The sequence below is a fragment of the Hominimerdicola alba 8 genome, assembly GCF_000178155.2.
Taxonomy (GTDB): domain Bacteria; phylum Bacillota; class Clostridia; order Oscillospirales; family Ruminococcaceae; genus Hominimerdicola; species Hominimerdicola alba_C.
Genome location: NZ_ADKM02000130.1, coordinates 20,299 through 34,163, shown reverse-complemented (window position 1 = coordinate 34,163; position 13,865 = coordinate 20,299). Strand labels below are relative to the sequence as shown.

15 protein-coding genes and 1 tRNA gene are annotated in these 13,865 nt (G+C 50.9%); 9 read left to right on the top strand and 7 right to left on the bottom strand.

What is annotated here, in order from left to right; genetic code table 11:
• Positions 1-12 precede the first annotated feature (12 nt).
• Positions 13-387 (top strand): hypothetical protein, encoded by a 375-nt coding sequence (locus tag CUS_RS16375; protein ID WP_002853014.1) that lies wholly within the window; start codon positions 13-15, stop codon positions 385-387.
• A complete protein-coding gene (locus tag CUS_RS18880) occupies positions 380-823 on the top strand; it encodes a hypothetical protein (RefSeq protein ID WP_002852834.1) in 444 nt (147 codons plus the stop codon). Before CUS_RS16375 ends, CUS_RS18880 begins: the two co-directional genes overlap by 8 nt.
• Before the next feature lie 45 nt (positions 824-868).
• Here the strand turns inward: CUS_RS18880 and nspC are convergent, their stop codons facing one another.
• From nspC to CUS_RS16350, 4 genes are all read right to left on the bottom strand, one after another.
• A complete protein-coding gene (gene nspC, locus CUS_RS16365) occupies positions 869-2,014 on the bottom strand; it encodes a carboxynorspermidine decarboxylase (RefSeq protein WP_002853040.1) in 1,146 nt (381 codons plus the stop codon).
• Between the two features lie 127 nt (positions 2,015-2,141).
• On the bottom strand, positions 2,142-2,741 hold the full coding sequence (locus tag CUS_RS16360) for a manganese catalase family protein (RefSeq protein WP_002852835.1): 600 nt from the start codon (positions 2,739-2,741) through the stop codon (positions 2,142-2,144).
• Positions 2,741-3,004, bottom strand: coding sequence for a spore coat protein CotJB (locus CUS_RS16355; protein ID WP_002852801.1), 264 nt, complete (start codon positions 3,002-3,004; stop codon positions 2,741-2,743). Before CUS_RS16355 ends, CUS_RS16360 begins: the two co-directional genes overlap by 1 nt.
• Positions 2,988-3,233 (bottom strand): spore coat associated protein CotJA, encoded by a 246-nt coding sequence (locus tag CUS_RS16350; protein ID WP_002852977.1) that lies wholly within the window; start codon positions 3,231-3,233, stop codon positions 2,988-2,990. Before CUS_RS16350 ends, CUS_RS16355 begins: the two co-directional genes overlap by 17 nt.
• A 417-nt stretch (positions 3,234-3,650) precedes the next feature.
• Between CUS_RS16350 and secG the strand changes: the two genes are divergently transcribed.
• The 7 genes from secG to CUS_RS16315 all read left to right on the top strand — a co-directional run bounded on the left by secG (position 3,651) and on the right by CUS_RS16315 (position 10,027).
• Positions 3,651-3,908 (top strand): preprotein translocase subunit SecG, encoded by a 258-nt coding sequence (gene secG, locus CUS_RS16345; protein WP_002852912.1) that lies wholly within the window; start codon positions 3,651-3,653, stop codon positions 3,906-3,908.
• A gap of 55 nt (positions 3,909-3,963) precedes the next feature.
• Positions 3,964-4,722, top strand: a complete 759-nt coding sequence (locus CUS_RS16340) for a GNAT family N-acetyltransferase (protein WP_002853026.1) — start codon at positions 3,964-3,966, stop codon at positions 4,720-4,722.
• A complete protein-coding gene (locus CUS_RS16335) occupies positions 4,723-5,703 on the top strand; it encodes a hypothetical protein (protein WP_037277808.1) in 981 nt (326 codons plus the stop codon).
• A gap of 259 nt (positions 5,704-5,962) precedes the next feature.
• Positions 5,963-8,068, top strand: coding sequence for a ribonuclease R (gene rnr, locus CUS_RS16330; RefSeq protein ID WP_002853010.1), 2,106 nt, complete (start codon positions 5,963-5,965; stop codon positions 8,066-8,068).
• Positions 8,069-8,107: 39 nt separating this feature from the next.
• Positions 8,108-9,337: a class I SAM-dependent rRNA methyltransferase gene (locus CUS_RS16325; RefSeq protein WP_002852745.1), complete on the top strand. Its 1,230-nt coding sequence runs from the start codon at positions 8,108-8,110 to the stop codon at positions 9,335-9,337.
• A 114-nt stretch (positions 9,338-9,451) separates the two neighbouring features.
• On the top strand, positions 9,452-9,919 hold the full coding sequence (locus CUS_RS16320; protein ID WP_002853048.1) for a hypothetical protein: 468 nt from the start codon (positions 9,452-9,454) through the stop codon (positions 9,917-9,919).
• A 35-nt stretch (positions 9,920-9,954) separates the two neighbouring features.
• Positions 9,955-10,027 (top strand) — tRNA-Thr (locus tag CUS_RS16315).
• A gap of 92 nt (positions 10,028-10,119) precedes the next feature.
• On the opposite strand, the gene CUS_RS16310 is transcribed toward CUS_RS16315, so the two are convergent.
• The 3 genes from CUS_RS16310 to CUS_RS16300 are packed head-to-tail and all read right to left on the bottom strand — an operon-like array spanning position 10,120 to position 13,814.
• Positions 10,120-11,163: an O-acetyl-ADP-ribose deacetylase gene (locus CUS_RS16310; RefSeq protein WP_002852899.1), complete on the bottom strand. Its 1,044-nt coding sequence runs from the start codon at positions 11,161-11,163 to the stop codon at positions 10,120-10,122.
• Positions 11,164-11,178: 15 nt separating this feature from the next.
• Positions 11,179-13,428 (bottom strand): SF1B family DNA helicase RecD2, encoded by a 2,250-nt coding sequence (gene recD2, locus CUS_RS16305; protein WP_037277841.1) that lies wholly within the window; start codon positions 13,426-13,428, stop codon positions 11,179-11,181.
• Between the two features lie 50 nt (positions 13,429-13,478).
• Complete coding sequence (locus CUS_RS16300; protein ID WP_002852794.1) at positions 13,479-13,814, bottom strand: hypothetical protein; 336 nt, start codon at positions 13,812-13,814, stop codon at positions 13,479-13,481.
• Between the last annotated feature and the right edge of the window lie 51 nt (positions 13,815-13,865).

Sequence of the window (13,865 nt, the reverse complement as noted above, 5' to 3'; positions counted from 1 at the left end):
GAGGATAATAGCATGAACAGAAAAGGCATTTCTATACTTGGTGTGATGCTGGCGCTGGCAGTGGTCGCAGTCGGAGCTGCGGCGATATACGTATTTACCCATCGGGGGAGCGGTACGGGCAGTGACGGCGCTATACCCGCTGTTGCACCCATCGAACTCAATACAGATCAGATGGAGTATTTAGAGGTCACCATTGACGGCAGTGACTACTACCTAAAAGATGAAAAGGCTGAGATAGCCGATATAATCAGTGCGGTCGAAGAGGACGATGACCTTTCGGCGGTGCGCATTACCGACAAGGGCGCTTCACAGAAAGCATTCCGCGAACTTGTCAGTCAGCTGGAAGAACACAAAATTAAATATATTGAAGGTGATGAAAATGAATAATATTAAAACAAGAAAAAAGACGTTTTTACTGTTAATTGGGATAATTACAATATCAACGTCACTTTGTGCATGTTCTTTTATAGATAAGGTTTTTAATAAAGACGGCGGAACTGCCGAATCACAGGCAGAAGTGCAGGCTGATGCAAGAGTACCCGCAAATTCGGCTGAGGAAACTTCCGATACGGGCAACGGCGATGATTCTACCGATTCGATGAACGAGAATGCTAAGGCTGAGATGATAGAGGTGACGGTATCTGAGGACAAGTACATCTTTGAGGACAAGGTGATGGACATTGACGAACTGAAAGGCATCATTGAGGGCAAGGAAGGTGCGGTGGTAAAGATAACCGATGAGAATTCAACGCTCAACGCCTACAAAGACCTGACCGCTTATCTCGAAGAGCGCGGCATCGAATTTACAGAAGAAAACAACTGAAAAAAGCCTTTCTCCGTTTTGCGGGGAAAGGCTTTTGACATATTATCAGACTCTCTGTTTGAAATCTTCATACCCGAAGTGCTTTACAAGTTCGGTGCTGCCGTCCGGCTTTTCGAGGTAGATATCGGGCAGGGGCATGCCGTTGAATGTGTTGTTCTTACACATCGAATATATCGCCATATCGCAGAAAACAAGCCTGTCGCCCGCTTTGAGGGGGGCATCGAACGAATAATCGCCAATGATATCGCCCGCAAGACAGGTCGGACCGCCCAGACGGTAGGTGTGGGGCTTTTCGCCTTTTTCACCTGCGCCGATAAGTTCTGGGCGGTAGGGCATTTCAAGGACATCGGGCATGTGGCAGGCGGCTGAGGTATCGACTATGGCGAAATCTGTGCCGTTCCTGCCGGTATCAAGGACTTGCGTCACAAGCCAGCCTGCATTCAGCGCACAGGCTTCACCAGGTTCAAGGTAGACCTGCACAGCGTACTTCTGCTGGATATAGTCCACCGTTCTGCACAGCAGGTCAACATCGTAGCCCGCTTTGGTGATGTGGTGACCGCCGCCGAAATTCAGCCATTTCATCTGCCCCAGATAGCCGCCGAAATGCTTTTCGATATGGGGGACTGTACGCGCGAAAACATCAGCGCCCTGTTCGCACATGGTATGAAAATGCAGACCCTCGATGCCGTCAAGTTCGCCGCTCTCGAAATTTTCGGGGGTAACGCCGAGCCGCGAACCTGTGAAACATGGGTTATAGATATCTGTTTCTATCTCCGAGTAGAGCGGGTTGCAGCGAATGCCGCAGGAGATGCGCCTGCCGCTTTTGCGGACAGTATCGCGGTGCAAGCGCCACTGGGAGAAGCTGTTGAATATGATATCATCGCATATCTTCACAAGTTCAGCCATATCTTCGTGCTTATAGGCAGGGGCGAAAACGTGTGTTTCGCCGCCGAACTCATCATGACCGAGTTTTGCTTCATACAGACCGCTGGCGGTAGTGCCGTCAAGGTAGGGGCGCATCAGCGGATAGGCTGAGTACATTGAAAATGCTTTCTGGGCGAGGAGGATCTTACAGCCTGTGCGTTTGCGGACTGAGAGAAGTATCTCCATATTGTGTTTAAGGGCTTTCTCGCTGACGAGATAACATGGTGTATGCAATGAATAAATATCGCTGTCAAATGGAAATTTCATGATATGACCTCCGTTCATTACATACATTATATCATGAAACCGCCGAGAAAGCAAGAGCATGAACAAAGCGAAGTCATAAAGCTGATACGGGGCATGCAAAGACTGCCTTTCGCCCTGCTGTTACGACCTACTTTTTGTCAAAAGAGGGATTGAATGCGTAGAAATTCTTGCTGTCAAGCATATCGGTGACAAGGCGCAGGCTCTCACCGAAACGCTGATAGTGGACTATCTCCCTTTCGCGCAGGAACTTTATCGGGTCGCGCACATCGGGGTCATCGGTAAGGCGGAGAATGTTGTCGTAAGTCACGCGGGCTTTCTGCTCGGCGGCGAGGTCTTCGTTGAGGTCGGCTATAGGGTCGCCCTTAGACTGGAAATAATCTGCCGAAAATGGCACGCCCGATGCCGCTACGGGATATATGCCCGTAGTGTGGTCAACGAAATAGGTGTCAAATCCGCCCTCTTTTATCTCTTTCATCGAAAGACCGCGAGTCAGCTGGTAGAGGATAGCGCTTATCATTTCCATGTGAGCAAGTTCTTCTGTGCCAACATCGGTCAGCATAGCCTGAACTTCGCGGCATGGGGCGGCATAGCGCTGATTGAGATAGCGCAGAGATGCGCCGAGTTCGCCGTCAGGTCCGCCAAGCTGAGATATTATCACCTTAGCGAGGGCGGGGTTAGGCTCTTTGATGTTTACGGGGTACTGGAGTTTCTTTTCATACTGCCACATCAGTTCTCACCTCTTTCCCACGGGAAGGGTGCGGCTACCCACTCCCATTTTTTCGTGCCGTCTGACTGCACTGCTGTCAGCGGGCCGTACTTCTCGGTGTACTCCTTTTCGATAGCCTCTTTTTCTGCTTTATGGCGGCGGAAATACTCAAGACCCATCTTGCAGGTGGGGTGGCTGTCGAGGTAGAGATTAGCTTCGGCAAGGGCGAAACAGCTTTGCTGGAGTTTGCGCATCAGCTTTTGCTTATCATTCAGTACGGGCATTTTTCACAGCCTCCTCTCCTATAAACGGCTTATCAAGACAGGGAAAGACCGTTCCGCGCGAGAACGCCACATCATCTTCATATGGCGTTTCCCACATCTGGAACGGCACATACGCCATAGCGAGAGCCATTCCTTTTGGCAGAGCCGTACCCGGTACGGGGCAGGCTTTGACATCATCGGCATCATCATCGAATATTTTGCCGAGAATATCTTTTTCAAATTTATCCATTATATCATCTCCGTTTCATGGAGGTCAGCCTCCGTGAATATACTATGATGATGACGCGGGGAGTGTTACGCTCCATAAAAAATTTTATGACTATCCCTTTAGCACACCAGCTGAAAATGCTGTAAACAAAAGGATAATTGAGCACCATACGCCAACCACCTTAAGTTCTGTAAAACCGCCGTTTTTGTGGTGTGTCAGCGGGATAACCACGAAAAATTTTAATGTGCAATTATTTTAAGGAGATAGGATCGCGCTGTCGGAGTGTTTGAGGAATAATGTCGGGGGGCTGTCACTCGTCATGGTGTGTACTGCTGAATGACGGGAATATTGTAAAAAATTTCGCAAACCCCTTGCAATTTCTGAAAAAGTGTGCTATAATGATGTAAATTATGTAATACCATTATGGAGGAAAGTATTATGTCACCTATCGAGATCGGCGCAGGCGTTGTACTGGCGCTTTGCAGTGTAATAATCATTCTTGTTGTTCTGGTACAGGAGTCTAAGGACGATGGCTTGACTTCCGCTATCGGCGGCGGTTATAACGACTCGTTCTACGGCAAGAACACAGGCAACACCCGTGATGCAAAGCTGAACAGAATGACCAGAAATGCAGCGATAGTTATGTTCATACTGACTATTGCAGTAAGCATAATCCACGGATATCTCAACAAGTGAGAATGATATCAGCCCTGCCAACGCGGGGCTTTTTTCATTGTAGGGAGGAAACAGCATGGTCAAAACGGACAAGCGCGCACTGATAGCCCAGATGTTCGAGGGGTTTGAGGATTCGGTGCTGATAAGCTACAAAGAGGGGCGCACAGGCATCGCTTACTGCGATAACGAAGAAAAGCCCGCATCTGCGGTGATATGCGCGGGTGATTTTTACTTCTGCGCGGGGGATGCTTCGGCGGCGGCTGAGGTTTTTGCGCTGGCAGAAAATAACAGCGAGGCAGTATTCATGCCGCTGGACGAAAGCTGGACGCAGGCGCTTCTCGCCCTTGACAAGGGGCTGGTGAGGACGGTGCGCTACCGCACGAAAATGCCCGAAAAATTCGATATCACACAGCTGGACAGGCTGGCTGACATATCGGCTTTACCCGAATTTGAACTTGGCATGATAGACGAAGAAATATACGCTCAGGCGATAAAGGAAACATGGTCGTGGGCGTTTGTGGGTAATTTTAAGGACTATGCCGACTTTGCCGATAACGCTTTCGGGTGCTGTATCACCCATCGGGGAAGGCTTATCTGCGCGGCTTCCTGCTATTCGGCTTACAGCGGCGGGGTCGAGGTGGAGATAGCCACTCACCCCGACTACCGCAGGAAAGGTCTGGCGACTGTCGCGGGGGCGGCGTTTATTCGTGAATGTGCAAAGCGCGGACTTAAAGCCCACTGGGACGCGGCAAACACAATGTCGCTGAAAATAGCCGCAAAATTCGGGTATACTCTTAAAGAGGAGTACACGGCTGTAGCTTTCGGAGAGGACTGAGTGATGGGTCAGCGCGAGATACTTTCACGTATAAAAGAACGTCTGACCGCAGATATCGACCGATATCTCGCGGGGGATAAAGCGGCGTATCTGTACAAATGCAGGCACACCGAGAGGTACGGCGATACAGATGAGAACCGTATTGCCCGTCTGCGGCTGGTGTACGGCTTGCAGTTCGGGGTGAGAGAACTGCCCGAAAATGAGCGCGAACAGATGGTGCGGAAACTTTTTGAACAGGAGGTCAAAGCCTGCGAAAATGAAAGTTTTCAGGGGTTCGGCGCGGGTATGGAGATGCTTGCCGACATGATGCAGAAATACCGCACGAGCGCTGACGAGGAACTGTTCACGCGGGCGAAGAACGCAAATTTTGACTGCTGGTGCGGTCTTATGACCGATGGCGGGTACAATTATCCCGCAAGCACCGATGAGTACGATATTGTGGACAGCATCTATCTGGCGGCTGAACTTGAAATGACTGAGGAAGTCTGCGCTCTGGTGGATATTTTCAAGGAAAACGGGCTTGAGGGCGAGGACTTTGAGAAGCTGAGAAGGTTTGCTGAGTATACCCATCGCACAGAGGACAGAGAGCAGGCGGTGCGCGGGTGCTACGAACGGGCTTTTGAGTCCGAAATAACAGACGAAAACGGTAAGATGCGTGCGCTGACCGCCGCAGAAGAGATGATAGGACTGCTGGCGGAAAAGGGCGAGGTATCAGCGGCGGAAGAACTTTTCAAAAAGCACACCGATGTGCTGACAAGCGCCAATCGTCGGGCTTTTTACACCTGTGCGCTGTGCATTATGCAGGCTGACGAAAGCACAAGGAAGCGCATATGGAAGTATGTGAAAAAGAATATCAGGCACAGCGTAAGGGTCGGTGAGTTTTATTCTGTCTGCTACGGGGATATCAAAAATTGCGCTGAAATTGCGGGCGACGGCAGATATGTTCGGCTGATGGAGATGCTGATTAAGAAAAAAGGGTGAAAAATGAGCAGGAGCTACCGCAGATTTCCTGTGAATAAAGACAGGACTATAGCAATCCGCCTTAAAATTCAGACAAAATCCATAAATCCGAGCTTTTGCGACTGGATTTTGTGAATTTAAATAGTTGGATTGCTATAATACGAAAAAAAGGCGTTTCAAGCCGAAGACTTTAATAGTTATGAAGATGCCTACAGATCATGGCTGAAAACTTATAAGAGAAAATAGATGTCCACTTAGTTGGACTCATGAGGGAGAAGATATGAAAGATTACAGAAAACTGATACTCCACAAGCTGAAAGCATCAGGCAAGAAGCCTGTCAGCTTCAAGGAGTTGGTCAAGGCTTTCCGAAAGGGGAATTTTGACTTTGACAGGTTCGCAGAAACAGTGGACAAAATGAAGAAAAAGGGCGAGATAGTCGAGGGCAGGCTGGGTTTCACACTGGGAAACGGCGGCAAGCTGAAAAAGTGCCGCGTCACCAGACTGCACAAGAGTTTCGGCTTTGTAAAGAACGTTGACACCAACGAGGAGATATTCATACCGGGCAAACTGCTGATGGGTGCGATGCCCGGCGACATCGTGATGGTGCAGATACGCCCAAGCAAAGGCGAAAGCCCCGAAGGTGAAGTCGTTTCCATAGAGGAGGAGAATTTCAGCCGTTTCAGCGGCGAGATCGTCAGCGAATTCGGTCAGCTGAAAATAATGCCCGATGTCATATCAAAATACGCGCTGGATTTTGTCAACCCGCTGGGGCTGGAACTTCACGAGGGTGACAAGGCAGTGGCGCTCATAACAAAGCGCGGCGAACGCCACAGCGAGCACAGATGCGAGATAGTGACATGTCTGGGAAGTTCGCTGAAAGCTGACGCTTGTGCGCTGAGTATAGTGGCGGCGGCGGGGCTGTCCCCTATTTTCCCGCCTGAGGTCATAGACGAGGCACGCAGGACTTCTGCGGCGGGTATAAGCGCTGAGGAAAAGGAGGGCAGGCTCGACCTGAGGGAACTGCCCATATTCACCATAGACGGCGCTGACACCAAAGATATTGACGATGCCGTAAGCGTTCAGGAGAATGAGGACGGCTACCTGCTGGGGGTACACATAGCAGATGTTTCACACTATGTAAAGCCGAAGTCTGCGCTGGATAACGAGGCTTTTCAGCGCGGCACCAGCGTGTACTACGCAAACAGGGTCATACCAATGCTCCCTGCCGAACTTTCAAACGGCATCTGTTCGCTCAACCCGCAGGAGGACAGGCTGGCTTTCTCATGTCTGTGTCAGCTGGACAAGTCGGGCGATATAAAAAGCTATAAGTTCACAAAATCGGTCATAAGGTCGAGGGTGAAGGGCGTTTATTCGGAGATAAACGATATTTTTGACGGCTTTGTGAGCCGCGAGATGGCTGAGAAGTACAAAGAGGTCATCGACCAATTGCCCGTAATGAAAAAACTGGCTGAGATACTGGGCAAAAAGCGCATCGCAAGAGGTGCGCCGCAGATAGAAACAAGCGAGAGCGCACTGATGTTCGACGAAGAGAACGTCTGTGTGGGCGTGGGCGAGTATCAGCGCGGATTTGCGCAGGAGATGATAGAGGACTTCATGCTGACTGCCAATGAGTGCGCCGCAAGGTTCGGGCTGGAGAACGAACTGCCTTTCGTATACCGCGTACACGAACCGCCCTCTGCCGAGAAGATAGAGGGGCTTAAAGAAATGCTGGCGGGGCTGAACATAGTCTATGTGCTGGGGGACGACCCAAAGCCGAAACAGCTGGCGGAGATACTGGAAATATCGAAAGGCACTGATGCCGAGAAGATAGTCAACAACGCGGTGCTGAGAAGCATGTCAAAGGCGAAGTACGATACCGAGCCGATAGGTCACTACGGGCTGGTGCTGGAGGATTATGCGCACTTCACCTCGCCGATACGCCGCTACCCCGACCTTTCGATACACCGCATAATGTCGGCTTTTCTGGAGGGCATGTCTGCCGAAGAGTGCAGGAGCAGATTCAACAAGTTCGTTTATGCGGCGGCTGACAGGTCTACCGAAACAGAACTGACCGCCATGCAGACAGAGCGTGCATGTGATGACTGCTACAAGGCTGAATATATGACAGGTCACATCGACGAATGCTTTGAGGGCGTTATCACTTCGGTGACGGATTTCGGCATGTTCGTTGAACTTGACAACACCTGCGAGGGTCTGATCCATGTTGACAACCTGCCTGAGGGCTACTATGAGAGCGACGGCATGATGCAGCTGAAAAACTTCTCCACAGGCACAGTATACCGCGTGGGACAGCGCATCGCCATAAAGGTGCTGGGCGCGAATGTAAATTCGGGCAAGGTCGATTTCGTTTTAGCGGACAACTGATAAGTGTTGTCGTTTACCATAACAGGCAGGAGGAATTATATGAAAAGCAAAAGGGGTCTTCCCACATTCACAGTCAGCAAAAGGTGCGCCGAAAGGCTGAAAGGCGGGCATCCGTGGGTGTACGATAATGAGATAACACAGTCGCCCGATGACATCGAAAACGGCGTGATAGCCGATGTGCTGACCGAAAAGGGCGGCTATCTCGGTTCGGGACTGGTGAGCATGAACAGCAAGATAAGGGTGCGCATACTCTCGGACAATGCCAACGAAACTTTCGGTGAGAGCTTTTTCAGGCGGAGGGTGCGCTATGCGCTCGACCACAGAAAGACTGTCATGGGCGATGACATATCCGCCTGCCGACTGGTACACGGCGAGTCTGACGGTCTGCCCGGACTGACTGTTGACCGCTACGGCGATATACTTTCGGTGCAGGTGCTGAGTTACGGCATGGAACAGCGCAAAGATATGCTCTACCGACTGCTGACCGAAGAACTGGCGGCTGACGGTGTGACGCTCAGGGGCATCATGGAGAGAAATGATGTGGCTATAAGAGAACTGGAGGGTCTTGAACAGGGCAAGGGCTGGTATAAAGCCGATTTCCTGCCTGCCGAAACGCCCTCACCCGTGACAGAGATATGCGAGAACGGCGTTATCTATAAGGTAGATGTGGAGAACGGTCAGAAAACAGGATTTTTCCTTGACCAGAAGTACAACCGACTGGCGGCGGCTAAGATAGCTAAGGGCAAGCGGGTGCTGGACTGCTTCACACACACAGGTTCTTTCGCGCTGAATGCCGCTATGGGCGGTGCTGAACATGTCACTGCGGTGGACGTTTCACAGTTTGCGGTGGATACGGCTAAAGCCAACGCCGAAAGAAATGGTCTGTCGGATAAGATGGACTTTGTATGCGCAGATGTGTTCGACCTTCTGCCTAAGCTGGCAGAAGAAAAGGCGGGGTATGACTTTGTGATACTCGACCCGCCCGCATTCACAAAAAGCAGAAAGACGGTAAATTCGGCTGAGCGCGGCTACAAGGAGATAAACTACCGCGCGATGAAACTTCTGCCGCGCGGCGGGTATCTGGCGACATGTTCCTGCTCGCACTTCATGCGAAACGACCTCTTTGTGAAAATGCTTATGAGTGCGGCGAAAGATGCGGGGGTACGCCTTAAACTGGTAGAAGCAAGACAGCAGGGACCCGACCACCCGATACTTATGAACGTACCGGAAACGGACTATCTGAAATTCTATCTTTTCCAGATAATATAAAGGCTGAGGATACGCTTAACAACATGTCAGATAACTGCTCTTGACAAATCAGAGGAAATGTGGTATAATATCAAGGCTGATATAAGTTCCGGCCGAATATAGGAGGGATATGTTATGGCAAGAAATAAGTTTGCGCTTTGCTGTGCTCTGCGGCATGTGTTTTTCAATGACTTCGCGCTTGACAGAGTTTTCATCATGAATGACTTAGCTTCGCTGTTCATATACTATGCCGATAATGATGTGCTCCCTCAGCTTTCAGCCGACTTCAACAAGCTGAATGTATGGCTGACTAAGGTCGAACTTATCAAAAAGCCCCGCAAGGACGAGCCGTATAAGATACCGACCGATTTCCGCTGTGATCTCAATACTGATGATGCGACTATACCCATGTTCAAGTTCGCGCCTGAGATACACATGCCTGAGGTACACAGTTATTCCATTCCCCCTGCCATTTTGCAGGAGCTGACTGATGAACTGAGCACGATAGATGTGGCTTCACTGGCGGCTTATGTAAGGGCTAAGGCTATGGCGGCGGGTGACCTCGCACTGACTTCTATCGAGGGCGACGATCAGACTTGGTAAACAAAATGCCCTGTCTTACGGCAGGGCTGATATATGCTGGTGTAGCACAGTTGGTAGTGCAGCTCATTCGTAATGAGCAGGTCGCCGGTTCGAGTCCGGCCACCAGCTTACGAAGACACTTCTGCTTTGGCAGGGGTGTCTTTTTATGCACAAAAAAGGGAAGAAAGTTCTGCCTTTCTTCCCTTTCGTCTTATATTCGCTCAGACCTGACCCAGCAAAGTCTGGTCAAATCGGAAGAGTGCTTCGTTTATCTCGTAAATGTCGTATATGCCGTGTGTGATATGGTACTTGACTATCAGGTCGAAGTCCAGTGAGTTTGACAGCGCAAAGCCTGCCCGCGCCAGTAATTGCTCGGTTTCGGCAAGGCTGAGTTTCAGCGCCACTGCAAATGCAAGCACCGTCTGTTTTTTGGGCTTGTAGTGAATGTCACTGCGTATCTTAGAGAACAGCTTGCGGTCGATGTTCGCACGCTTGTACGCTTCAACATCGGTCATGCCGCGCTCATCTATCATTCGCAGAAGTGACTGTGAGAATGATTCGTCACGGTCGGCAAAAATATCTGCCGCCGATATAGCTTCACAGCACTCTTCCATCAGCGGAGCGGGTTCGGCTGACTTCGCTTTTACCCCGAAAAACCTCCGTTTTTTTGACTTTTCAGCCGCCCCGAAAGCCGAGTTCATTTCTGCTGTTCTGCCGCGTTCGCGTTTTTTTACCGCATCTGCGTAAGCATCATCGATGTACTGCGCGATATCGCTGTAACGGTCACTGCTTATCTCAAATTCGGCTCTGTCGAAAACGACCAGCGTGATATCCATTTCGTTTTCTTCAAGAAATGCCCGCGCTTCGCTCTCTGCGACTTCGATAGCCGCACGCTTAGGGTAGCCGTATATGCCTGCCGATATCAGCGGGAAAGCTATGCTCTCACAGCCAAGACTCTTCGCCAGCGCCAGAGAGTTTCTGTAGCAAGACCTGAGAAGTTCTTCTTCGCCGTCATTTCCGCCCCGCCATACAGGACCTGCCGTATGTATTATGTGCCTGCAATCCAGCCTGTAGCCTGCTGTCGCCTTAGCATGACCTGTTTCACAGCCGCCGAGCGTCCTGCACTCTTCCAGAAGTTCTGCTCCTGCCGCGCGGTGTATCGCGCCGTCAACTCCCCCGCCGCCAAGAAGCGAATTGTTAGCCGCATTTACGATGGCATCAGCCTTTACCGTTGTGATATCTGCCCTTATGATATTGAATGGCATTCGCCCGCCCCCTTATCAGATGTCTTCGTCCATCTCCTCGAACTCTTTTGCGTATGCACCCTGTTCGAGCATGTACCTGAGCGCTGTAAATCTCAGGCTTTTGTTGTTGTTGCGTATCATGTAGCCGATGCGCCCCGATGTACCCAGTATGACCAGCAGTTTCTTCGCCCTTGTGACCGCCGTGTACAGCAGATTGCGGTAATACAGCGCATCAAGTCCCTGATAGAGTGTCAGTATCACCACATCGTACTCACTGCCCTGACTTTTGTGTACAGTCACCGCGTAAGCAAGTTCCAGATCGTCAAGCATCTCGCCGCGATACAGGGCTATGCGCCCCTCAAAATTCACAGCCAGCGTCTTTGCTTTGGGATCGGCCTCGACTATTATGCCGATATCGCCGTTATACATGCCCTTGCCGCTTTCCTCGTCATCACTGCTGTTTTCGGGTGTCCAGCTTATCTCGTAGTTATTGCGGGTCTGCATCACCTTATCGCCCACGCGGTAGATGCGGTATGCGGTCTTTATCTCTTCCTTGTCGGCGGCGGGAGGGTTCAGCTTCTCCTGCAATATCTTGTTGAGGGTATGTGTGGCTATCGCCCCCTGTTTCGTGGGTGAGAGCACCTGTATATCAGATATGGGCGAAACGCCGTACTTGTTTGGCAGACGTTCGGCACAAAGTTCCACCAGTGTGCTGTATAAGCTGTCGGGATCGGCGCGGTGCAGGAAAACAAAGTCCCTGTCACGCTTTTTGAGGTCTATCATCTCACCCGAAACTATGCGGTGGGCATTCATGACTATATCAGACTCCTGCGCCTGCCTGAACACTTCGGTCAGCCGCACCACCGACATCACGCCGCTGTCGATGATATCCTGAAGGACGTTGCCCGCGCCAACAGGCGGAAGCTGGTCACTGTCGCCCACAAGCACCAGCTTGCAGGTGACTTTCAGCGCCCTCAGAAGAGCCTCAAACAGTTCGCTGTCAACCATCGACATCTCATCGACCACCATTACATCGCAGTCCAGCAGGTTGTCCTCATCGTGAATGAACAGCATTCTGTCACCGTCAGATGGCATGACTTCAAGCATGCGGTGTATCGTTTTGGCATCATGACCTGTCAGGTCGCTTATGCGCTTTGCCGCCCTGCCTGTGGGTGCTGCGATGAAAACATCGAGCGACTGCTGTTCAAACAGCGATATTATGGCATTCAGCGTTGTGGTCTTACCTGTGCCCGGACCTCCCGTCAGCACCAGAAAGCCCTCTGAAAGCGCGAGATTTATTGCTTTTTTCTGTTGGTCTTCGTACTTTATGCCTGTCTGGGACTCTTCCAGTTCGATGACAGGCGTATAGTCTATCCTGCTATCATGTGATATGGATTTCATCACTTCCAGCCGCCTTGCTATGTACTCCTCAGCCTTATAATAGTCATCAAGCATCACGAAACTCTCGCCGTTTATCTCAAGTTCGTAGATATCCTGTTCGGCAAGGGCGACTTTCTTCACCTTGTCAAACAGTTCACCGCTTATATCCAACAGCCTTACAGCGTCATATTTCAGTGCTTCCATAGCTATGCAGGTATGACCCTTTTCGCGGGCAACATCTCTCAGAGCAAAGCGTATGCCCGCCCTTATGCGCTGTTCGCTGTCACGGGGTATCTCCTCTTTTTCTGCGATGCTGTCAGCGTCCTCAAATGGCAGGTCGATGCCGTCACCGCACATTATGTAGGGGTTCTTCTTTATCTCCTGCTGAGCGCCGTTTCCCAGCTTGCGCCATGCGCGAACGCCGTATTTGGTGGGTATGCCGTTTTTATTCATATAGACCACCAGCGCACGCGCCGCGAACGCTTTCTTGAATTCATCGCTGATAGTATCGACACGTTCCTGCGTCATGCCCGCTATCTCCAGTATCCTTTCAGGCTCGTTTTCGATTATTTCCAGCGTCTTGTCACCGAACTTCTTAACAAGCATCTTAGCTATCAGCGGTCTTACAGACTTAAGCGCCCCACTGCTGAGATACCTCAGTATAGCCGCTTCTGTAGAGGGCAGGCTTCTCTCGAACATCTGCACTTTCATCTCTTTGCCGTAGATGTCGCTGTTGAAAAACTCGCCCGTCAGCACCACCATCTCGCCCTCTTCGATGTCGCCCATCGCACCGACAGCGGTTATCAGTTCATCGTCAGTCTTGACGTTTATCACGCAGAAACTGCCGTCTGAATTCTTGAATTTTACACGGTCTACTTCGCCCTCTATCCTCTCTGGCTCTGCCATTTTCCGTTTCTCCTTTCCTCCGACTCCCCTGCCGCCCGCAGTATGAGCCATCATTCTTTTACACCTGCCGCGATGCGACCGACTTCTCCCATATCTCCTGCAAGATACACCCCGCTGTTTTCAGCGGCAAGCCTTTCAGCCGCATTGCTGAAATCTCTGTCAGTGCGGTAAATTATGACAGGTCTTGCGTTCCGCCCCAAGGCTTCTTCTTCCCGCAGGAATGACATCACCTGCGCTTCAAGTCCGATGCTTCCGTCATCAAAAACGACCACTGCCGCAGGCACAGCGGGTATTTCGTCACCGCGAAACAGTTCCCCCAGCAGAAGCCCTGCCGTGATAAGTACCAGCACCGCCGCAAGATACACCATAGTTTCACCCCTGTGCATACTATGCGCCGCCCCTGAAAACTGTGCCCCCAACGCCGTTCGGCATCGGGG

Bases quoted from the DNA above. Each gene is read 5' to 3' on its own strand.
- CUS_RS16375 (WP_002853014.1), top strand. From the start codon at position 13: ATGAACAGAAAAGGCATTTCTATACTTGGTGTGATGCTGGCGCTGGCA.
- CUS_RS16320 (WP_002853048.1), top strand. From the start codon at position 9,452: ATGGCAAGAAATAAGTTTGCGCTTTGCTGTGCTCTGCGGCATGTGTTT.
- CUS_RS16325 (WP_002852745.1), top strand. From the start codon at position 8,108: ATGAAAAGCAAAAGGGGTCTTCCCACATTCACAGTCAGCAAAAGGTGC.
- CUS_RS16300 (WP_002852794.1), bottom strand. From the start codon at position 13,814: ATGCACAGGGGTGAAACTATGGTGTATCTTGCGGCGGTGCTGGTACTT.
- CUS_RS16350 (WP_002852977.1), bottom strand. From the start codon at position 3,233: ATGGATAAATTTGAAAAAGATATTCTCGGCAAAATATTCGATGATGAT.
- CUS_RS16340 (WP_002853026.1), top strand. From the start codon at position 3,964: ATGGTCAAAACGGACAAGCGCGCACTGATAGCCCAGATGTTCGAGGGG.
- nspC (WP_002853040.1), bottom strand. From the start codon at position 2,014: ATGAAATTTCCATTTGACAGCGATATTTATTCATTGCATACACCATGT.
- CUS_RS16360 (WP_002852835.1), bottom strand. From the start codon at position 2,741: ATGTGGCAGTATGAAAAGAAACTCCAGTACCCCGTAAACATCAAAGAG.
- recD2 (WP_037277841.1), bottom strand. From the start codon at position 13,428: ATGGCAGAGCCAGAGAGGATAGAGGGCGAAGTAGACCGTGTAAAATTC.
- CUS_RS16355 (WP_002852801.1), bottom strand. From the start codon at position 3,004: ATGCCCGTACTGAATGATAAGCAAAAGCTGATGCGCAAACTCCAGCAA.
- CUS_RS18880 (WP_002852834.1), top strand. From the start codon at position 380: ATGAATAATATTAAAACAAGAAAAAAGACGTTTTTACTGTTAATTGGG.
- secG (WP_002852912.1), top strand. From the start codon at position 3,651: ATGTCACCTATCGAGATCGGCGCAGGCGTTGTACTGGCGCTTTGCAGT.
- rnr (WP_002853010.1), top strand. From the start codon at position 5,963: ATGAAAGATTACAGAAAACTGATACTCCACAAGCTGAAAGCATCAGGC.
- CUS_RS16310 (WP_002852899.1), bottom strand. From the start codon at position 11,163: ATGCCATTCAATATCATAAGGGCAGATATCACAACGGTAAAGGCTGAT.